Genomic DNA, 20435 nt, shown 5'->3' with positions numbered 1-20435 from the left:
ACCGGGGGGGGAGACCAGATGCTATTTTTACCACAGTTCGGCAGCAAAAAACTCAAAAAGAAAAGGAGCACACCATGAAAAAAGTAGTCGTAGCCGCGGCCCTCGTCGTCTTCGGTGCCGGAGCGGCCTTCGCCGCCGACGTCATCACCCTGCCCGCCAAAAACGGGAACGTGACCTTCAACCACAAGAAACACCAGGAAGCGTTGAAGGACTGTAAGGTCTGCCACGAGAAGGGACCGGGCAAGATCGAAGGGTTCGGCAAGGACTGGGCGCACAAGACCTGCAAAGGGTGCCACAGCGACAAGGGTGCCGGCCCCACCAAGTGCGCTGACTGCCACAAGAAGTAGTCGGCACGACCAGCACACGCCGTTCTCCACCAGGGACGGCACAGGCGGCTCTCCTACGGAGGCCGCCTTTTTAGTTTTTCCTAAACTTTAAAAATCCAGCAGGACGTCGCTGGTACACCCTCCCGTCAAGGGAGGGGGAGAAGTCGGCCACGCAGGCCAAAGACCGTGCCTTGCCATCTCGTGCTACTGCGCGAACAGCTCGTCGATGGCGTCGAAATCGAGGCGTTCCTCCGCCAGGGACCGGATCAGGTCCAGTTTCTCGGTGTCCTTGGCGGTCAGCTTGGAGACGTCCTCGGTGATGATCTTGTAGATATCGGTGGTGGTCTGGTTGGTACGGAAATAGGGTATGTTGCTGCGGTCCACGATGCGCTGGGTGATGTTGCTGACCGGGGCCTGGCCAGAGATGATCAGCCCGGCGATGAGCGGGTGGAATTCCGGCATCTGGTACAGGTTGGCGATGGTGACCAAGAGCTCGTCACGGCTGCTGGTCACCAGCAAGAGCGATGAATCGCTCAGCATCTCCGTCACCCGCTGGGTGGAAGCAGCACCTATCTGCACATGATGGATGATGCGCTTCACCTCGCGGCGGTTGCCGTACAAGGGGAGGTCGAGCAGACGCGCCACCCTCCCAAGGGAAGGGTTCGCCAGCACCGGCTTGTAGTCGAAGCCGCCCAGGACCGAGAAGGGCTGATCCGCGAAGGCGCGGGTAAGGTAGTCCAGCATGGTGTCACGCTTCTCGGTGAAGAGCTTGTTCACCAGGACCCCGCGCACGTCGGCCCCTTCCAGCTTGAACAGCGCCGTGTTCATGGCGAGGGTGTCGATGACGTTCCCCACCCCTCCTCCGCTCAGCATCAGGACCGGTGCGTCCAGCATCTTGGCGATCCGCGCGTTGGAGAGGCGCAGCACCGTCCCGACCCCGGGATGCCCGGACCCCTCTATGACGATGAAATCGCAGTGCTTCTCGAGTTCGGCGAAGCTGGTCATGATGCGGTCGGCCAGCTCGGGGAGGTTCAGCTTCCCGTCGATGGCCTCCCGGGAGGTTTCCGGGTAGACGACCACCGGCGACATGTAGCGCAGGTCCTTGGTCAGGCCGAATACCTGCGCCATGAGGGCGGCGTCCTTGTCCACCGGGATGCCGCGCAGGACGGTGGGTTTAGGCCCCAGCGGCTTCATGAAGCCGACCCGCCCGTACTTCTTCTGGGCAAGGTGCAGCAGTGAAACGCTGATGGTCGTCTTACCGATGTTCTGACCCGAAGCCGCTACGAAAATCTTCCTGGCCAAGGCTGCCCTCCGCGAATCACATTGGCATAGTGTAAACGAGATGCACATGATCGTATCGAAGGGACGGCTTGTCAAGCCGAAAGGGGGGGAGGGCGATTGCGGGAAGGGGAAAGTTGATGTATCTTAAGCGGTGCCAATGTCTGGGGGCGACCATGGATGACGACGATCTGAGCAAACGGCTGTTCCATTATACCGAGGCGGAGGAGTTCGCCAACCGTTGGACCCATGGCGTGGGGCTCATGCTCAGCGCGGCCGCCGCGGCCGCCCTGATCGCCCTCGCGGTCCGCATCGGCGAGATGGCGCGCATCGTCTCGGCATCGGTCTACGCAGGCGCCATGCTCCTCTTCTACGCGGTTTCGACCATCTATCACAGCGTGAGAAGGCCGCGCCTGCGCTACGTGTTCCGCATCCTGGATCATGCCTGCGTCTACTTCATGATCGCCGGAACCTACACCCCCTTCGCCATGGTGACCCTGCGGGGGGCGTGGGGATACTGGCTGCTGATCACGGTATGGGGACTGGGGACGGCGGGCGCCTTCATGAAGCTGTACACCGCGCACCGGCTCCCCTACCTCGGGCCGATTCTCTACCTGGGGCTTGGCTGGCTGGTGCTGGTCGTCATCAAGCCGCTTGCCGCATCGCTCGCCCCGAATGGGCTGCTGCTGCTCTTTGCAGGGGGTGCGGCCTACACCCTCGGCGTCCTCTTCTACCTCTGGGACCGCCTTCCTTACAACCATGCCATCTGGCACGTTTTCGTGCTGGTGGGGAGCGCCTTCCACTTCCTGGCCATCTTCTGGTACGTAACGCCCGGCGGGCGTTAACAAGGTCCGGGTCACCGTTCCAGGTGCCAGGGGCATTTGGTGAGGATCCGGGTGAGCGCGTAGAAGTAGACCTCCGCCCGACCCTGCATGTTCCGGCAGTATTCGGGGTGCGGCTGCCGGGCTTGCCCGGTCATGTCGTAGTGGGTGGCATGGCAGCCGCCGGCGCAGTCGTAGCGCAGCCAGCAATCATGACAGGGGAGCTGGCTGTCCACCTCGAACCCTCGCAGGGACTGGTGCAGGGATAAAGTCCCCTGTCCGGTCTCCCCCATGGCGAAATCGGCCCGTTCCACGAAGGCGATGCAGGGGAAGACCTGGCCGCGGCTGTTGATGGCGAGCGTGTTGGTACCCGCGCCGCAGGGGCGGGTGAAGCGGTTGGCGCGCCTGATCCTGTTGATGCTGTCCAGAAGGTTCGAGACGAAAGGGATGTCGCGGGTGCTCTTGTAGCTGGCGATGTAGTCCACGTAGTAATCCACGAATTCACGCAGTTCGTCCAGCTGCCGCTTTGGGGGTACGATCAGCTTCTCGTAAATGGGGTTTTGGCGGTATCCCGGTTCGTGGCAGTACTCGAGCTGGATGCGGCCGACCCCCAGGGTGGTGAGGTGGCGGAAGGTCTCCAGGTAGCTGTCGGAAAACGCGGTGAGCGTTGCCCTGATCCCGAGCAGTTTCGGGTTGGGGAAGCTCCTGACGTTGTTGACAATCTGCTGCCAGGTTTCCTCGCCGTACTTCCCGGGACGCTGCAGGTCGTGGATGCGCTGGCTCCCGTCGAGGCTGACCCCAACCTGGGTGAAGTAGCGTGCCAGGAACTGCGCGGCCTGCCCCTCCAGGAGGGTGCCGTTGGTGTCCAGGGTCAGATAGAAGTTTTTTCCCAGGCGCGCCTCGTGTTTCAAAAGCTCTCCGGTGATCTGCTGCAGGACCGGAAAATCGAGCAGCGGCTCGCCGCCGTAGAAGTTGATGAAGATCTTTTCGGCGCTTGAATGTTCCACCAGGGACACGATCAGCTCGGTGGCACGGCGGGCCGTGTTCCACCCCATGAGGTGTCCCGGCTTCCCGAACGTCCCGCCCCGGTTCCAGCAGTAGCAGCAGGCCATGTTGCAGGTCTGGGCGAGATAGATGGAAAAGGTCTGGTAGCTGTTTTCGGCAAAGGAATCGTCCTGCTGCTGCGGGGCAGGGAGCGGGACCGCCAGCTCGCGTGTGAAAAGGGCGAGCAGCTCGGCGTAGAGCGCGTCCTCCTCGGGAGTAAGCGGCTGCGGCGGCGCGGTGCCGGGTGCGGGCGGGCCTTCTCCCCCCTCGGGCGGAAACAAATCCCGGATCAGCCGGGCTGCCAGCGGGCTGACCTGGTAGAGCTTTGCGGAGCGGCTGAAGAAGAGGTAGTTCTCTCCTCCCTGCTCGAAGGCGTGGTAGTCGCTCATGGCGTTTCTCCGGCTGGGTCGCTGGTCATAGCCTCTCGCTGTAGACCAGCAAACCGGTCGGCACCATCCGGATCGAGTACTTGCGGTCCAGATCGACGATGAACCAGACCCTGCCGGAGTGCTGCACGTTGAGTCTTGCCGCGGGGGAAAGTGCAGAGCCGTTGGCCTCGAACTCCTGCCGCACGATGTGCGGAATCTCCCCCCGGTCCAGTTCCCCCGCGTGCTCCGGCGACAGCGAGAATACGTACATGTCGTTGGTCGGCAGGGTCATGCACACGTTGTTGTAGGCCCTGAAGTTCTCCATCTGCTGGGATGTGATGCAACTCGCAACGATCTGGTCGGGCGACCAGCACTGCGCGCTCCGGGTTGATGCATCCCCGCCCCCCTCCGAGACGAGTTTCAGGTGCCTGCTGTCGCCGTTCTCCCCACCTGTTTTTTCTTCGGCCATCGCTCTCTCCTTTCATTGGATAGCATCCGGGTGCGGAGGGCCGTCTTGCCGCGCCACCGGTAGTCAGCGACTCTTCACGACTGCGGTCATCGCAACTCCGCATACACCGCGAGGCGCGCGGCGATCGATCTGACCGAGTAGGAGGAGGTCTCATCGGCGATCTGCCACAGCTTGCCAGGGTCTTTCACCGATACCGCGGCAGCCGGACTCAAGGGAAGGCTCAACAGCTGCAGCCGTTGGCGCAGCAGGGGGGGCAGGATCCCGCGGTCCAGCGCCTCGGCATGTTCGGGGGGAAGGGTGCAGACCGGGCTCTCGGGGAACACGGGTCCCGGACCGACGGCCGCGGGGAAGACCGTGTGCTGTGCCTCGGTGGTGCAGTTCTGGGTGGCCTGGATGGAGTCGATGCAGACCAGCTCGGGGCTCCTGGCGTGCGAACTCCCCCCCTCGGAGATGAGCCTTATATGGGAGGTGCTTCCGGTTTCGTGGTGGTGCAGGTCGTGGAAAGGGTCCTTCATAAGTGAATCTCCTCTGCCTCAACCTTTAATGGAAGAGCCTGGCAGCCCGGTTCCTGTCGTGCCATGTGAAGCGCGCCAAGTCAGGACAGGTAGTTGGCGGCCGACAGATGATAAGCGGGGAGTCCCGAGCGAGTTCATTATCTCGAAAAATTAGAGTATGTCAATGTTGCGGGCGGGGTTCTAATTGATTTTCTGCTTAGGGGGCTGGCATGAAAGCGGCGGAGGCCGTGGCCCCCGCCGAGGGTGGATCGGGCGGGAAAGGAGCTACTTTTTATGACACTCGTTGCACTTGGTGGGCCCTTTGCCCTTGTCGGTGTGGCACCCCTTGCAGGTGCTGTGCGCCCAGTCCTTGCCAAGGGCCGCGATCTTCCCTCCCTTGTCGGTTTCGTGGCAGTTGGTGCACTTCATCTCCGGCATGTCCTTGTGTTGCTTGTGCGGGAAGGTCACGTTGCCGTTCTTCGCGGGGAGCACCACCACGGTCTCGTCAGCGGCATAGGCAAACCCGGCGCAGAAAAGCGAAAGAACGGCTGCTGCAATGGCTCTTCTCATGTTTTCGTCTCCTTTGGGCCTGTAATTAGACGGTACGCAAAAGAGGATACCCGTTCGCCCAGTTATTGCAACGCCCCCCGGATTCTTAGCTTGACAAAAGAGGAGGTGTCATTAGAAAGTGGCGGAGAATCAAGGGACTAACAGGCCACATGAAACCAGCAAGCGACATCATCAACATCCCGGTTGGCTACTTCGCTCTCCCCGTGCCGCGCACCGGGAGCATCGAGCCCCGTTCGGGCTACGACCGTTCCACGAGCGACGGGCAGGAGATCCACCAGCGGGTGCAGAGGAAACGGGCGCAGGACGACCCGACCTACCAGGCCGAGGTGCCGGTGGGGCGGTTGCTCGAGCGCGGCGGGTTCCGCTTCCAGGTCAACGGGCGCATGGACGGCGTCTACGGCCGCGAAAATACCTGCATCGAGGAGATCAAGAGCTGCTTCAACCTCTGGGACCTGAAGCGGCGCCTGACCGGCGGGTCGCTCCAGGAACCGTACTGCCTGCAGCTTTGCACCTACGGGTACTTCCATTGGCTGGAGCACGGCGTGGTGCCCAGGCTCACCTTCCACCTGGTCTCGTCGCGCAACGGCCAGTCGGCGGACCTGGAAATCACGCTCGACCTGGAAGAATATCAGGGGTGGCTCGACGCCCGGCTGGACGAACTGGTCCGGGAGGCGGCCAGGGCCGCCAAGAGAGCGCAACGCAGGCGCAAAGCGGCCGCGACCTTCCCCTTTCCCTTCGAAAAGCCGCGTCCGGGGCAGGTGGAGCTCATGCAGGAGATCGAACTGGGGATGGCGCTGGGGCGGCGCATGTTGATCCAGGCGCCGACCGGGCTGGGGAAAACGGTGGGGGTCCTGCACCCGGTGCTCAGGGAGGCGCTCGGGCGGGGGCAGGCGGTCTGCTACGTGACGCCGAAGAACAGCCAGCACGAGGTCGCCGAGGACGCGGTGCACAGGTTCCGCGAGGCGGGGTCGAAGCTGCGGTCCTTGACCATCACGGCGAAGAGCAAGATCTGTTTCCAGAACGAGCCGATCTGCACCCCGGACTACTGCGAGTACGCACGCGACTACTACGCGAAGGTGGCGCGCCACGGCCTGGTGGAGCTGCTGGAGAAGAAAAGGAGCCTCAAAAGCCGCAACTTCCGGCAGATGGGCGAGGAGTACCAGGTCTGCCCCTTCGAGCTGCAGATCGACAGCGCCAGGCTGGCCGACGTGGTCATCTGCGACTACAACTACGTCTTCGCGCCGCGCTCGGCGCTGGGGCGCGCCGCCGGTCTCCCGGTGGACCAGGTGGGCAAGCCGAACCTCGTGATCGACGAGGCGCACAACCTCCCCCCCCGGGCCATGGAATACTACTCCCCGAGGTTGTCCAGCGCGGTCCTTGAGGGGATGCGCGAGGATCTGGCCGGGGTGCCGCCTTCGTTTCGGCGCGAGGCCGCCGAGCTCCTGGAGGAGTGCGTCGCGGCGGTTCTCTCCTGCCGTCGGGGGGACGGGGGGAAAGCCTCCCGGATCGAGCCGCCGCTCGCCCCCTTCCTGGAGCTGGACGGCAGGCTGCGCGCCCTTTTGTCCCGCTACCTCGAGGCGGATGTTGAGATCAGGCAGGAGGATCCCGTCCTGCGCCTTTGCTACTACTGGTCGCAGTTCACCGAGACGCTGGAATTCGCCGTGCGCTCGGAGCGCCAGGAATTCTTCACCTCGTACCAGCCGCACGGCGGCGGTGGCAGCGTCAAGGTGACCTGCTGCGACGCCTCGGAGTTGATCCGGGAGCGCTATGCCGAGTACCAGCAGGTGGTCGGCTTTTCGGCGACGCTTAAGCCGATGGAGTACTACGCCAAGCTCTCCGGTCTCGACCCGGAAGAGGTGCGCTGGTCCGAGTTCCAGAGCCCCTTCCCCCCGGAGCGGCGCAAGCTTTTGATCATCCCGCAGGTCTCCACCCGCTATTCCCAGCGCGAGCGCAACTACGCGCGCATCGCCGATGCCCTGGCGCGGATCGTCGCCCTCAGGCGCGGCAATTACCTGGCCTTCTTCCCCAGTTTCGGCTTCCTGGAGCGGGTGGCCGAGCTGTTCCGGGCGCCGGAAGGCTTCGAGGTGCTCCGGCAGGAACGGAGCATGAAGGGGGCGCGGACCGCAGAGTTCCTGGAGCAGCTCCGGTCGGGGGTGGTGCCCACGGTGGTCTTCGCGGTGCAGGGGGGATCGCTTTCGGAAGGGGTGGATTACGCGGGTGACATGGTGATCGGCGCCTTCGTGGTCGGGCCGCCGCTGCCCAACTACGACCTGGAGCGCGAGGAGATGCGCGCCTACTACCAGCGCCATTACGGCAAGGGGTTCGAGTACGCCTACACCATCCCGGCCATGTCCAAGGCGATCCAGTCCGCTGGGCGGGTGATCCGCTCGGAGACCGACCGCGGCGTCATCGTGCTCATGGACGACCGTTTCCTGGAACTGGGTTACAGTAGCGCCATGCCGGCGGACTGGTTCGAGACGCGGGCCGAGGAGCTGGTGTCGGGCGCGATACTGAAGGACGTCGGTGACTTCTGGGCACGGCCGCTGGACCCGGAACAATAAAAAAAAGCCGCTTCTCTCGCGGGAGAGAAGCGGCCGTTGCAGGGTAGCCTCGGCTCCCCGTCTTATTTGCCCTGCGCCACCAGTTCGCGGTAGGGCCACCCCTGCATCCCCTCCTCGAGGATCAGCAGGCGCGCCTCGGCGATACCCTTCCCCTTCAGGTAGTCGTAGGTGTTCTTGGCTCCGCCGCCGCCGCGGGGGCAGACGATGACGATCTCCTCGCGGGAAGCGGTCAGCTGCGGCAGCACACGGTCGAGCTTCTGCTTGTCCTCGGCGGACTTCACCGGGAAGGCGTTGGTCTGCACCGCCCCCTTGAAGTGGTGCTGCTGGAATTCCGCGGGCACCTGGATGTCGACGATCTGCACCTTCTTGCCGGTCTCAAGCCACTTCTTGAAGTCGGCAGGCGCCACGTAGCGGTAGTTGCCGCCGAAAAGGTTGCCGGCGAAGGCCGCCGTCGCGGTCAGGGTGAACAGTACAGCCAGGGTCAGTGAAACCACTCTTCTCATCTTTTTCTCTCCTATCCTTTTTCTGTCGGACTATTGCAGCCCGTACATCCTCTGTTTCACGTATCAGGAGCAGCCCGCGTGCAGGGCTGCACCCAGCGCTCCGGTTATGGAAGGATCCTCCGGAACCAGCACCGGCACTCCCAGCGCATTCTCCAGCATCGCCACCAGGGTCGTGTTGTTGGCGACACCGCCGGTAAAAACGAGATGGCGGCACTCGCCGGTCTTCGAGACCATCGCCGCCAGCCGCGAGGCGACGGCAAGGTGCACCGAGCGGGCGATCTCGGCAGGGGGGATGCCCCTGTTCTTCAGGGAAATGACTTCAGATTCGGCGAAAACGGCGCACATGCTGTTGATGGGGGTGCCGGCGTCGGCCTCTGCTGCGGCGCTGCCGAAATCCGTCAGGCCGTAGCCCAGGGACACCGCCATCATCTCGAGAAAGCGCCCGGTCCCCGCAGCGCACTTGTCATTCATCTGGAAGTTGACGATGCGTCCATCCTCGCTCAGCTGGATCACCTTGCTGTCCTGGCCCCCCACGTCGAGAACGGTACGGCAGTGCGGGAAGAGGTGCCTCGCCCCGAGGGCATGGGCCTTGATCTCGGTGATGATGTCGAGGTCGGCGTGCTGCTGCATCAGGTGCCGCCCGTAGCCGGTCGCCACCACCCGCGCCTGCGGGTGTTCGCCAAGCATCTTAAGGGCCTGGCGGTGCGGCTCAAAGCCGCTTTCCACGACGCGGCGCTGCAGCACGGCTCCCCCCTTCAAGGTGACGGTCTTGATGGTGCGCGAGCCGAGATCGATCCCCACTTGCACGGGCTACCCCCTGATCTGCTCGAGGAACGCCTCGACGCGCGTCTGGAGCTGCCCCGCATCGTCCGGGGAATAGTCGGTTTCTATGGACATGAACGGGATGCCGCGGGCCTCGCAGGCCTCCCTGAGCTTCACCGCCTCGATGTTGTAGGTGTGGCAGAACTGGAGGCAGTAATCGATGATCCCCTCCGCCCCGGAGGCCTCGTACTCCTTGAACACCTGGGCGATGCGGTCGTCGTTGGGGGTGAAACAGGAGCAGTCGATCTTCATGTAGCGCTCGGTAAGCCGCTCCAGCTGCTGCTCCAGGTCCTTCGACCCCTCGTCGATCAGGTCCTTGTAGTAGCGGGTGCCGATGCAGCTCTCCTCGTTCACGACGATGGCGCCGGCGCTCTCGATGATGTGGTGCAGCTTCCAGTTGGGGAGCGCCATCGGGGTGCCCGAGACCATGATGCGCGGTGTCGGCGTCGGCGCCACGGCGACGCCGAGGCCTATGCGCTGCTCCAGTTCGTCGCACAGCTCGTGCACCTTCTGCGCGAAGCGGACCGGCTCGTCGTAGAAAGCGATCTGCTCGATAAGCAGCATGTCCTTACCGCTGATGGGGGAGGGGTTATGGTGGCGCAAGGAGTTCAGTCTCTGCAGGGCGAAGCGTTTCGCGTTGATGGTCCTGATCCCTGCGGCCACAGCATCGAAATCGGTCACGGTGTCGGTGATCCGTTCCACGGCGGCCTTGAAATCCTTCACCTCGTCCAGCCAGAGCCGTTTGTCCCGCTCCCGTTTCATCTGCGGGATCTCCATGACGTGGGTCGGGACGTAACGGTCCAAAAGCTCCCAGGTCTTTTTCTTGGCGTCGCAGGTGGTCTCGCCGTAAACCAGGTCGACCACCTGGAAATAGGGGCAGATCTTCCCGACCTTGAAGCCGAAAGCGGATTTGACCATGGGGCAGATGTTGCGCGGCAGGATCTTCTCCGCGTCCGCGATGGAGCCCTGGGCGCCGCCGCAAAGCCCGATGCAGATCCCGCCGGCGGCGACCACCAACTCCTCGGGGACGTAGACGCAGAAGGTGCCGATGACCGGCTTCCCCCCCTTTTTGGCATCGTGGATCTCCCTGATGCGCCCGGTGTGGATGTTGGCGACCATGTCGTCGAAATACGACATCTTTTCAGGGCGGTTGTGCTGCGACAGGAAGATGTTCTTGTAGGCGCCGGTCAGCATCGCGGGCATGCCCGAGAAGCGGGCGACGTCCATGCCAAGCTCTTCCCAGAGCTCAGGGTCCGAATGCACCTGAAAAGCGTCGTTCATAACAGGTCCCTCCACGAAAGATAAAAGAATGAGGATTTTTATATGTTCGCGGTGGAAATAAGTCAAACGGATTGTTTCGATACAAACGGTTGGTGTTATGGTAAAAAGCGATACCTTCGGGTGTTAGAGAACCGGCTGGCGGATCAAGGGGGCCTGCACCCGCAGGCACAAAAAAAGCCCCCGCGACGCGGAGGCTTTTCTGGAGAGGCAGGTGACGGCGCGAATCAGCGGCCGGGCTGGCGCGGGGTAATGGCCACCTTCTGCACGGCCATGTCGACTACGGGCAACGGCGGTACCGCGGTAAGGCCATAGGTTTTTTTCAGGTCGATGTCCTTGGGGACCGCCTTGAGCAGCGCCTCTGCCAACTTCTGGTCGGCCTGGCGGTAGCGCAGCTTCACCTCGACGTTCAGCTTCTTCACCCCCTTCAGCGGGGGGACGCCGTAATGCACGTCCTTGTACCCCCTGGGAGGGATGGTGTCATGGCGCGAGAAGGAGGTCACCACCCAGGGGTCGACGGCGAAGTGGAAGTCCTCACCGATGCCGTCGGAATTGAAGAGCCTCGCGTTCGCCGGGAGCGAGCCGTCCGGGCCGGCCTGGCCGCTATTGAGGATGGTCCTCCCGGCCTCGTCCTTCGCGACGATCTCCAGCCACATCTGCCGCACGTTGGTGAGCGAGGTGGGGAGGTTGTGTCCGGCGCGGAGGTTCTTGACACGTACCTGCAGTTCGGTCAGTTCCCCTTTGTGGTAGTTCGGGATGATCTCGACCGACGCGGCCGACTTGAGCCGGTCCACGGCCATGGCGTACTGCTTCATCGACGACTCGGCCTGCTCCTGGTTGCCGGCCTTCCTGGCGGCGCCGGCGGCAAGGTAGCTAAGGAGGTAGTTGGCGCCGTTGAAGAAGTGACGGTACTCGCCGCGCTGCGGCTTGGCGAACTGGTCCGCCGCCTTCAAGAATGCCTGGGTCTCCACCATGTGGCAGTCCTGGCAGAGGATGCCGCGCTGGGCGTACGGGCCGTGCTTCCACTCGAGGTAGGTGGCCTCCAGCGGGAAGTGGGCGTCGTAGTGATACACCTGGTGGCAGGAGGCGCAGAGATCGGCCTGCAGGTGCAAGGGGCTCTCGACGCAGTCGTGGAAGCCGCCCCCGCACTCGGCACCGGGCGTGAAGGGACCGCGCTTGACGAACCGCGGACCGTCCTTGGTTTCGGCACCGGGCGCCAGGATGAAGGAGCCGTTCTCCGGCTCGTGGGAGGGGGTCTGCCAGTGCGTGGTGCCGCTCACGGAATGGCAGATGTCGCAGGAAACCCCGGCCAGCGCCATCTCGCTCAGCCCCGCGTTGCCCGGCCCCTTGATTTCACCGGTGACCACGCCGGCGGGGGAATGGCATCCCTCGCACTGGCGCGAGATCTCGTGGCCGACCGCTTTCACCGCCTTGTTCAGCTCGCCCTGGTAGACCGGGTCCTGGAACGCGAGCTGGTGCACCGACCCGGTCCACTCCTTGTATTGTTTCTCGTGGCAACCCTGGCAGACGCTGGGGGGGGTGAAGTCGAGGGTGGACTTGTCCCACTTGATGAGGGAGGGGTAGTAGGGGTAGAAGTCCCGGTTCACGTCGAAGACCGGGGACGCGGCGTGCGTGGTGCCCGCCAAGGTGGCAAAGGCGACTGCGGTGGCAAGAACGAGCGCAACCCTTCTCTGCAGCACGAGGTCCTCCTTTTGCGTCAGGCATGATAGGCACCGGCAGGGGCCGGAGGCCGTTCGATTATTCCGTGTCCGGTCCCTGCCCCGTCGGCGGACCGTTCTGGCACTGCTTCTTGCGCATGCACTGCTTCACCTTCTTGATCGCTTCCTGGTCGTCGGGAAAAAGCTCGAAGGGAAGGTGCTCGCCGGTCTGCCGGTAGATCTGGTACCGGTTGCAGCTTTGGTAGTCACCGAAGCAGAGTTTGCTTTGAATGTACTGTGCCGCCTTAGGCAGGTCCTTCATGTTGTCCTTGAAGAACTGGCAGCATTCGACGAGTTCGCACGCCATGAGACACCTCGAATCAATCACAAAGTTGCAGTGCAGGGGCAGGTGGTGATCCTGCCGAAAGAAAGCCGGTGCGCAGCCGACCGAAAGCGCTGGCGGGTGTGCAGGGGCTCAGGAAGCGCCTCGCAACCGGTGCAGCGTCGCTTGAATCGTGGCGGCACTGACGGAATCGCCAAAGCAGCCGGCCCCGGCATAACTGTCGAACTCCTCCAGCTGCCTCAGGAGCAGCGCGAGGTCCGCGGGGTCCTTGACAGCGCAGGGCGCGGAGGCAAGTTCGTCGACCTGGGCGACCAGCCAGGAGGGAAGTCCCGCCTCCTCATGCTGGCGTCGCGCGGTTTCAGCGATTTCCCGAAGCAATTCCATCGGCACTCCTTTCCGTGTCGTTGCCGCAAGGGAAAGACGTCACCGCTCCGGGCGCCCCGGAAATGGCCAGCGCCTTCTGCTGCACCAGGGCCTGGGCTACCTTGCTTCGTGCGGCGGCCAGCAGGCGTTGCACGGTTCCCCGCGACACCCCCAGGCAGACCCCCGCCTCTTCCTGCGTCTTTCCTTCCCCGTCGCACAGGTGCAGCGCATCCAGCTCGTCATGCGCGAGCCGCACCAGGTCGAGTTCCATGAGCGGAGTGCCCGCCGGCTTGAAGACCGCGGCGAAACCGGCGCGGTGTGGACAGATGCAGGTTCTCGGTTTGCGCGGACGCGGCACGATCAGTGAGCGCAGCCGTGGCCGTGGTCATGGCCGCCGCCATGGCCGCCGCAGGTGTGGCCGGGCATGTATTCCTGGAGCCGGTTCGCCTGGAAAAGCGCGAGGTTGTCGGCTACCGTGTCGGCTCCGGCGCGATAGACCCGCATGCCGGCGGCGTTGAGCTTGTGGAGGGCCCCGCCGCCGATGCCGCCGACCACAACGGCGTCGACCACGTACCCCCCGAGCCCGGCGACAGGGTTGCAGGCGCCGTGCTGATGCACGCGGTCGCCGTTGCCGATGGCCACGCATTCGCCGGTGGCGCTGTCTACCAGTAGAAACCCGGGAGCCGAACCGAAATGGCCGTAGACTGGGCTGCTCAGACCCTGGTTCGTTTCAACCGGAAAGCAAATCTTCATGAACAACCTCCGAGTATTGTGTATATGCACAAAGAATCACTAACATTCAAAAAGGTATATGTCAATATGTTTTAAAGGAAAGATGCCATTTTCTCGCACTGCCAGTGTGGAAATACCCCCCGGCAAGATGGGCGACGAGTATTAGATTTGCTTTGACCCCGGCTGCACACAGGTGGTATAAGTGCCGCGAACTCCCACTGCGAGTCATCTTTCTCCTTGGCCATGCACCTAGCGGTTATGCGCAGGAGCCCTGCTTGCCATGCTGACCAGAATCATCCTCTTACTGCTGACCCTCATCTTGCCCGCATCGGGCTTCGCGGCGCAGTCGACCGCTCCCGCCTCTGCCTCCAGGCTCATCGTCGTGGGGGGCAACAGCAACTATCCCCCCTACCAGTTCCTGGACAAGTACGGCCAGCCCGCAGGCTATATCGTCGATCTCACCAAGGCCATCGCCAGTGTCATGGGGATGCAGGTCGAGATCCGGCTGGGGGATTTCGGAGCCATTCTGAAGCAGCTCGACAGTGGCGAGGTGGACGTACTGGAGGGGCTCTCCTTCTCGGAAACACGCGCCCGGGAATTCGATTTTTCCACGCCGCATTCCATCATCGTGCAAGCCATCTTCGCCAGGAAGGGGACTCCGAAGGTCAAGAGTCTGGATGAGCTCAAGGGGAAGAAGGTGCTGGTGCACCGCGGCGGAGGGATGCACAACTACCTGAAAGAGATGGGGTGGGAGCGCGACCTGGTGCTGACCGACAGCCCGCGCGAAACCCTGGAACAGCTTGCCCGGGGGGACTGCGACTACGCGGTGCTCGCGCTGCTGCCGGGCATGTACATCATCCGCGAGGAAAAGCTCACCGACGTCGTGCCGGTGGCGAGCAACGTGGCGCCCCAGCGTTACTACTGCTACGCGGTTAAGAAGGGGAATGCGGAACTGCTGGCCCAGTTCAACGAAGGGCTGAGCATCCTGAAGAAGACCGGCCAGTTCGACGAGATCTACAACAAGTGGATCGGCGTTCTGGAGCCGCAGAAGACCTCCTGGCTCCTCATCGCCAAGTACGCGGCGCTGGTGGTGATACCCCTCTCTTTGATACTGGCGGCGACGGTGCTTTGGTCATACTCCCTGCGCAGGCAGGTGGCGCAGCGCACGGAATCGCTCTCTAACGCCCTGGCCGAGTTGCAGAGAAACCAGCAGCAACTGGTGCAGGCGGACAAAATGGCGGCCCTCGGGATCCTAGTTTCCGGGGTCGCCCACGAGATCAACAACCCCACCGGGATCATCCTGATGAACATGCCGACCCTGAAGAAGATTTTCCGGGACGCGGAGCGGATCCTAGACCGTTACCAGGAGGAAGAGGGGGACTTCTCTCTGGGAGGGATCAGGTACCAACGGGTTCGGCAGGAGGTTCCGCTCATCCTGGACGAGATACAGGACGGGGCGCACCGCATCAAGAAGACCGTGGACGATCTGAAGAACTTCGCCAGAAAGGACGACGAGGCGCGCAAGGAACCGCTCGACTTCAACGAGGTGGTGCGGACCGCGGTGCGCCTGGTGGATGTGGCAACCCGGAAATACACCAGCAATTTCAGCGTGAGCTACGGGGCCGGCCTGCCGCCGGTCCATGGCAACGCGCAACGGCTGGAGCAGGTGGTGGTGAACCTGATCATGAACGCCGGGCAGGCGTTGCCGGACCCAAGCCGCGGCATCGAGGTCGCCACAAGCCACGACGCCGGGGCGGGGAGGGTGGTGCTCAAGGTGCGTGACCAGGGAACCGGTATCGCTCCTGAGCACCTGCAGCACCTGACCGATCCATTCTTCACCACCAAGCGCGAGAGCGGAGGGACCGGCCTCGGGCTCTCCATTTCGGCCAACATCATCAAGGACCACGGCGGCGACCTCGGCTTCGAGTCGAGTCCCGGGGAAGGGACCACGGTCACCCTTTCTCTTCCGGCTGCCGTGGCAGGGAGTAAAAATGGACAGTGAGCTCTACCCGGCCTTCCGGGTGTTGCTGGTAGATGACGAGCCGGCCTGGCTGCGCTCGCTCTCGCTCGCGCTGGAAAGCAGCGCCGGGATCACCAACGTGGAATCGTGCAGCGACAGCCGCCAGGTCCTGGAGCTGATGGCGCAGGCCGACTTCGGCCTGGTCTTGCTCGACCTCACCATGCCGCACGTTTCCGGGGAGGAGCTGCTGACCCAGATCGGGGAGCGTTACCCGGCGGTGGCAGTCATAGTGGTCAGCGGCCTGAACCAGGTGGGGAAGGTGGTGACCTGCATGAAGCTTGGCGCCTACGACTACTACGTGAAGACCGATGACGAGGAGCGCATCGTCTGCGGCGTGGTGCGCGCCATCAAGCACCTCGAGCTGCAGCGGGAAAACAAGGAGATGACGCGGCGTTTCGTCTCCTGTGAGCTCAAGCACCCGGAGGCGTTCTCCGCCATCTGCACCGCCGACCGCGCCATGCAGGCCATGTTCGCCTACATCGAGGCGGTGGCCAAAAGCCCGCTCCCCCTGCTGATCACCGGCGAGAGCGGCACCGGCAAGGAACTGCTGGCGCAGGCCACGCATCGGCTCAGCGGCTGCAAGGGGGAGATGGTGGCGGTCAACGTGGCCGGTCTCGACGACACGGTCTTCGCGGACACCCTGTTCGGGCACCTGCGCGGCGCCTTCACCGGTGCCGAAGGGGTGCGCCGCGGGATGATCGAGGCGGCCGCCAACGGCACCCTCTTCCTCGACGAGATCGGAGACCTGAGCATCGCGTCCCAAGTGAAACTTTTGCGGCTGCTCCAGGAAGGTGAGTATTTCCCCCTGGGGAGCGACCAACCCAAGCGGCTGAAGGCGCGCGTCGTGGTGGCGACCCACCAGAACCTGGAGGCGAAGGTCGCTGAAGGGACCTTCAGGCGCGACCTGTTCTACCGGCTGCGCACCCACCACGTCGAGGTCCCGCCGCTGCGCGAGCGCAAGGGGGATATTCCCTACCTCCTGGACCTGTTCCTGGAGGAGGCGGCGAGGACGCTTGGCAAGAAAAAGCCGACTCCGCCGCCTGGGCTCGTGCAGCTTCTGTCCACCTATGCGTTCCCGGGTAATGTCCGCGAGTTCAAGGCGATGGTCTTCGACGCGGTAAGCACCCACAAGGAGCGCATGCTTTCCATGGAGTGCTTCGTGAAGTCGATCAACGCCACCGGCGGGGTCGTGGCGGAGCGCATCCCGGACCAGAATCCGTTCGCCGCGTTCGAGCCGCTGCCGACCTTTGCCAACGCGGCCGGATACCTGCTGGAGGAGGCGATGACCCGTGCCGGCGGCAACCAGACCCTCGCCGCCCGGCTGCTCGGCATCTCCCAACCTTCCCTCTGGAAGCGCCTCAAGCTCGCCCGCCGCTGAACCCCTATTGCCGGAGTCTATAGTCATAGACTCCGGCAATAACAGTTGTAACCCACCGCACTCAAGCCACTTTTCCACGTCCCCCCGGGTAAGACCCATAGCCGACGGCTATAGGGGTTCGCATCCCCCGTACCTTCCCGTTTCGCCAATTAATGTAAAGATAACGGCAACTTGTCGCGAATGGTCCCGTTTGGTACCGATCCTGCTCTAATGAGGCAAAGGCTGTCACAGGGCGAACGCCCTCACATTTAGAAGGAGAGGATCATGAACAAACAGGCGACGTTGGCGATGGCGGGTGTACTGGCGGTACTGGCGGCAGGCAGCGATGCCCAGGCTAAAAGCCTGGAGGACATTCTCAAGGAGAAAGGTGTCATCACCGAGGCGGAGTACAAGGAAGCGTCAAAGGAGAAGCCTTACGACTACAAGCTGGGCAAGGGGTTCGTCCTCACCTCGCCGGACCAGAAGTTCCAGTTGCAGCTTGGCGGCCAGATCCAGGCCCAGTACGAGCTGGACAATTACGAGGTGGGCAACAAGCAGGACGTGAGTCAGTTCAACCTGCGGCGCGTCAAGACCCTCTTGAGCGGCTACGCCTTCACCAAGGATCTCACCTACAAGGCCACCTACAACTGGTCCAACGTCGTGAAGGAAAACAGCAAGGCGATGGAAGAGGTGAACATGAAGTATCGCGTCGCCGATGAACTGCAGGTGATGCTCGGACAGGAAAAGATCCAGTACTCCAGGCAGTGGATCACCTCCAACACCGCCCAGCAGTTCGTCGACGGATCCTTCGTAAGGAATGCCTTCATGCAGGGGTACGACACCGGCATCAACCTGCACGGGGACCTCTGGACGGGGGTGGTGAAGTACGACGCGGGCCTCTTCGGGGGTGCCGGCCAGAACACCAAGAACAAAACAAGCGACAACGCGTACAACTTCAGGTTGACCGTGAACCCCCTCGGCGACATGAAATACGGCGAGGGCGACCTGGAGTATTCCAAGAAGCCCCTGGTTTCCTTGGGAAGCAGCTACTATCTCAACACCGTGAAAAAGACGGTCTCGGGAACCGGCACCACGGCGACCTCCGCCATCGACAACAACAACTCCAACTTCGTAACCGACACCAACGGCTGGCTCGGCACGGCGGTGAAGGGGAAATACTTCGGTACCAAGGCCGCCGAGGACATCAGCGTCGATTCCTGGGAAGCGGACTTCGCCTGCAAATGGCTGGGCGCATCGATGCAGGGGGAGTACTTCTGGGGCAAGGCGGTCGGTGAAACCTCCGGCAAGGAGCTGATTGCCAGGGGCGGTTACGTCCAGGCCGGCTACTTCGTGATCCCGCAGCGCCTGGAGCTTGCCCTCCGCTACGCCTGGATGGATCCCAACCGCCAGGTTTCCAGCGACTCCATCTCCGAGATTCAAGGGGCGGTCAACTACTTCCTCTACGGCAACAACCTGAAGATCCAGGGCGACGTCGGCAACCGCCACACCTACAAGAACCAGGCTGACGATCTCGTGGCGCGCGCCCAGGTGCAGCTGCTCTTCTAGCGCTTGACCGGGAAACGACGACGTAACTACAGGAGAGAAAAAATGACACGCAAAACTATGGTACCGGCACTGCTGCTTACGGCGGCCCTGCTGATCGCAGCATCCATCGCCTGGGGGGCTGACTCGTCCAAGAGCTCGTTCCTGTCGGGGGTGCACAAGAAAAACAATGTGACCTGCGCCGATTGCCACGGCAAATCGCTTGCCGTGGATGACAGCGAGACGGCGCTGAACAAGAACTGCAGGGGATGCCATGGCGGCTTCGAGGAACTGGCCGCGAAGACCAAGGAGCACATCAACCCGCACAAGTCGCACCTGGGCGACACCAACTGTACCGCCTGCCATAAGGGGCACGTCGCCTCGAAGGCGTACTGCAACTACTGCCACAGCTTCGCCATGAAAATCCCCGCCATGGGGACCGAGCAGGAGTCGAGCGACAAGAAATGGGTGCAGGAATCGGCGCCCGGCAAGAAGGAGTTGAAGTCCACCAGGGTCGAGTCCGCCGACGTGGTCGTGATCGGCGCGGGCGGCTCCGGGTACGTAGCCTCCATCACCGCCCACGATGCGGGGGCCAAGGTGATACTGCTGGAGAAGATGCCCATCACCGGCGGCAACAGCATGCTGGCGGCCGGTGGCATCAACGCCGCCAGGACCCGCTACCAGGAGCGGCTGGGGATGCACGACGACCCGGCAGAAATGGTGAAGGAAACCATGAAGGGGGGGAGGGATAAGAACGACCCCGAGCTGGTCAAGGTTCTCGCCTACAAGTCCGCCGACGCGGTCGACTTCCTGGTTTCGCTCGGTGCCGACATGACCGACCTGGTCCGCTCGGGCGGCGTCGCGGTGGACCGCACCCATCGTCCGGTGGGGGGGGCCGCGGTGGGACCGCACCTGATCAAGGTTTACCGTGACAACGCGGCCAAGCGCAACATCGACGTCAGGGTGAACTCCGAGGTGGTGCAGATCCTCTCCGACGGCAAGGGGCGCGTCACCGGCGTGCAGGTGAAGGGGAAGCACAGCGGCGTCTACACCATCAACGCAAAAGCCGTCATCGACACGGCGGGCGGTTTCGCTGCCAACAACGAACTGGTCGGCTTCTACAAGCCGCAGTTCAAGGAGACCGCCTCTTCCAACCAGCCCGGGGCGACCGGCGAGGGGATGTTCCTCGCGGAGAAAATAGGCGCCAAGCTCATCGACATGGAACAGATACAGATCCACCCGACCATGGGGGGCGACACCAAGGTCCTGGTTTCCGAAACCGTGCGCGGCAGCGGTGCCATCCTGGTGAACCATGCCGGCAAGCGCTTCGTCAACGAGCTGACCACCCGCGACAAGGCCTCCGCGGCCATCCTGGCGCAGCCTGAGAAGTCGGCCTTCCTGGTGCTGGGCGAGGGCATCCGCAAGAGCAACGTGCAGATAGACGGCTATATCGCGCTCGGGCTGGTGCAGGAGGCGGATAGCGTCGCAGGGCTTGCCGCCAAGATGGGTGTGCCGGCGGATGTGCTTACCGCCACGGTGGTGGCCTACAACAAGGCCTTCGAGGCGAAAAAGGATCCGGAATTCCAGCGCCAGGACATCCCGCGCCCCGTCGACGGACCGAAGTACTACGCGATCTGGGTCAAGCCGGGGCGCCACCACACCATGGGCGGCGTGAAGATCAACACCGAGGCACAGGTAATCGGCAAGGACGGCAAACCGATCGCCGGTTTCTACGCGGCGGGGGAGGTGACCGGCGGCGTGCACGGTTGGAACCGCCTGGGAGGCAACGCCATCACCGACACCGTGGTCTTCGGTAGGATCGCCGGCAGCAACGCGGCAAGTTTCATAAAGAACGAGAAGTAATCGAGCTCGTTGTCAAACGCAAA

20 protein-coding genes are annotated in these 20435 nt (G+C 63.0%); 7 read left to right on the top strand and 13 right to left on the bottom strand.

From position 1 onward, the window contains the following. Positions 1 to 74 precede the first annotated feature (74 nt). A complete protein-coding gene (locus KP003_RS19525) occupies positions 75 to 347 on the top strand; it encodes a cytochrome c7 (protein WP_217300174.1) in 273 nt (90 codons plus the stop codon). 183 nt (positions 348 to 530) lie between these two features. On the opposite strand, the gene KP003_RS19520 is transcribed toward KP003_RS19525, so the two are convergent. Then, positions 531 to 1628: a phosphotransacetylase family protein gene (locus KP003_RS19520; RefSeq protein WP_216789761.1), complete on the bottom strand. Its 1098-nt coding sequence runs from the start codon at positions 1626 to 1628 to the stop codon at positions 531 to 533. 152 nt (positions 1629 to 1780) lie between these two features. Here KP003_RS19520 and trhA point away from each other — a divergent pair, with 152 nt between their 5' ends. Then, complete coding sequence (gene trhA, locus KP003_RS19515; RefSeq protein WP_217300173.1) at positions 1781 to 2449, top strand: PAQR family membrane homeostasis protein TrhA; 669 nt, start codon at positions 1781 to 1783, stop codon at positions 2447 to 2449. An 11-nt stretch (positions 2450 to 2460) separates the two neighbouring features. On the opposite strand, the gene KP003_RS19510 is transcribed toward trhA, so the two are convergent. The 4 genes from KP003_RS19510 to KP003_RS19495 all read right to left on the bottom strand — a co-directional run bounded on the left by KP003_RS19510 (position 2461) and on the right by KP003_RS19495 (position 5370). After that, positions 2461 to 3858 (bottom strand): radical SAM/SPASM domain-containing protein, encoded by a 1398-nt coding sequence (locus tag KP003_RS19510; RefSeq protein WP_217300172.1) that lies wholly within the window; start codon positions 3856 to 3858, stop codon positions 2461 to 2463. 25 nt (positions 3859 to 3883) lie between these two features. Then, on the bottom strand, positions 3884 to 4306 hold the full coding sequence (locus KP003_RS19505; protein WP_216500132.1) for a hypothetical protein: 423 nt from the start codon (positions 4304 to 4306) through the stop codon (positions 3884 to 3886). A gap of 86 nt (positions 4307 to 4392) precedes the next feature. Beyond that, on the bottom strand, positions 4393 to 4821 hold the full coding sequence (locus tag KP003_RS19500; RefSeq protein WP_217300171.1) for a hypothetical protein: 429 nt from the start codon (positions 4819 to 4821) through the stop codon (positions 4393 to 4395). A gap of 264 nt (positions 4822 to 5085) precedes the next feature. After that, complete coding sequence (locus KP003_RS19495) at positions 5086 to 5370, bottom strand: cytochrome c7 (protein WP_216500130.1); 285 nt, start codon at positions 5368 to 5370, stop codon at positions 5086 to 5088. A gap of 149 nt (positions 5371 to 5519) precedes the next feature. On the opposite strand from KP003_RS19495, the gene KP003_RS19490 reads away from it, so the two are divergent. Beyond that, positions 5520 to 7931, top strand: coding sequence for an ATP-dependent DNA helicase (locus KP003_RS19490; RefSeq protein ID WP_217300170.1), 2412 nt, complete (start codon positions 5520 to 5522; stop codon positions 7929 to 7931). A gap of 62 nt (positions 7932 to 7993) precedes the next feature. Here KP003_RS19490 and KP003_RS19485 read toward each other — a convergent pair whose 3' ends face one another. The 8 genes from KP003_RS19485 to KP003_RS19450 form a co-directional block, all read right to left on the bottom strand. Further along, positions 7994 to 8434, bottom strand: a complete 441-nt coding sequence (locus KP003_RS19485; RefSeq protein ID WP_216500128.1) for a rhodanese-like domain-containing protein — start codon at positions 8432 to 8434, stop codon at positions 7994 to 7996. Positions 8435 to 8497: 63 nt separating this feature from the next. After that, a complete protein-coding gene (locus tag KP003_RS19480) occupies positions 8498 to 9241 on the bottom strand; it encodes an acyl-CoA dehydratase activase (RefSeq protein WP_216789758.1) in 744 nt (247 codons plus the stop codon). Between the two features lie 3 nt (positions 9242 to 9244). After that, complete coding sequence (locus KP003_RS19475) at positions 9245 to 10537, bottom strand: double-cubane-cluster-containing anaerobic reductase (RefSeq protein WP_216500126.1); 1293 nt, start codon at positions 10535 to 10537, stop codon at positions 9245 to 9247. Between the two features lie 224 nt (positions 10538 to 10761). Next, complete coding sequence (locus tag KP003_RS19470; RefSeq protein ID WP_239027575.1) at positions 10762 to 12234, bottom strand: cytochrome c family protein; 1473 nt, start codon at positions 12232 to 12234, stop codon at positions 10762 to 10764. A gap of 58 nt (positions 12235 to 12292) precedes the next feature. Further along, entirely contained in the window at positions 12293 to 12559 is a 267-nt protein-coding gene (locus tag KP003_RS19465; RefSeq protein WP_216500125.1) for a hypothetical protein, read from the bottom strand. Positions 12560 to 12667: 108 nt separating this feature from the next. Beyond that, positions 12668 to 12919, bottom strand: coding sequence for a GSU3529 family protein (locus KP003_RS19460; protein WP_216789757.1), 252 nt, complete (start codon positions 12917 to 12919; stop codon positions 12668 to 12670). Then, positions 12894 to 13256 (bottom strand): DUF134 domain-containing protein, encoded by a 363-nt coding sequence (locus KP003_RS19455; protein WP_216789756.1) that lies wholly within the window; start codon positions 13254 to 13256, stop codon positions 12894 to 12896. Before KP003_RS19455 ends, KP003_RS19460 begins: the two co-directional genes overlap by 26 nt. Positions 13257 to 13258: 2 nt before the next feature. Then, positions 13259 to 13651 carry a NifB/NifX family molybdenum-iron cluster-binding protein gene (locus KP003_RS19450; RefSeq protein ID WP_216789754.1) on the bottom strand — a complete coding sequence of 131 codons (393 nt, stop codon included), beginning with the start codon at positions 13649 to 13651 and terminating at the stop codon, positions 13259 to 13261. Positions 13652 to 13910: 259 nt separating this feature from the next. Between KP003_RS19450 and KP003_RS19445 the strand changes: the two genes are divergently transcribed. The 4 genes from KP003_RS19445 (at position 13911) to KP003_RS19430 (ending at position 20412) form a co-directional block, all read left to right on the top strand. Beyond that, entirely contained in the window at positions 13911 to 15632 is a 1722-nt protein-coding gene (locus tag KP003_RS19445) for a transporter substrate-binding domain-containing protein (RefSeq protein ID WP_216789752.1), read from the top strand. Next, positions 15622 to 17028 carry a sigma-54-dependent transcriptional regulator gene (locus KP003_RS19440; protein ID WP_216500120.1) on the top strand — a complete coding sequence of 469 codons (1407 nt, stop codon included), beginning with the start codon at positions 15622 to 15624 and terminating at the stop codon, positions 17026 to 17028. Before KP003_RS19445 ends, KP003_RS19440 begins: the two co-directional genes overlap by 11 nt. Positions 17029 to 17292: 264 nt before the next feature. Continuing rightward, positions 17293 to 18573, top strand: coding sequence for a porin (locus KP003_RS19435; RefSeq protein ID WP_217300169.1), 1281 nt, complete (start codon positions 17293 to 17295; stop codon positions 18571 to 18573). A 42-nt stretch (positions 18574 to 18615) separates the two neighbouring features. Beyond that, the gene (locus tag KP003_RS19430) at positions 18616 to 20412 is read left to right on the top strand and encodes a flavocytochrome c (RefSeq protein WP_217300168.1); all 1797 of its coding nucleotides are present in this window, start codon (positions 18616 to 18618) and stop codon (positions 20410 to 20412) included. The last annotated feature ends 23 nt before the right edge of the window (positions 20413 to 20435 follow it).

Origin of the sequence: Geomonas diazotrophica (assembly GCF_019063885.1) — a bacterium.
Classification (GTDB): Bacteria; Desulfobacterota; Desulfuromonadia; order Geobacterales; family Geobacteraceae; genus Geomonas; species Geomonas diazotrophica.
The sequence above is the reverse complement of the archived record's forward strand: the minus strand, read 5'-3'. Positions and strand labels throughout refer to the sequence as shown.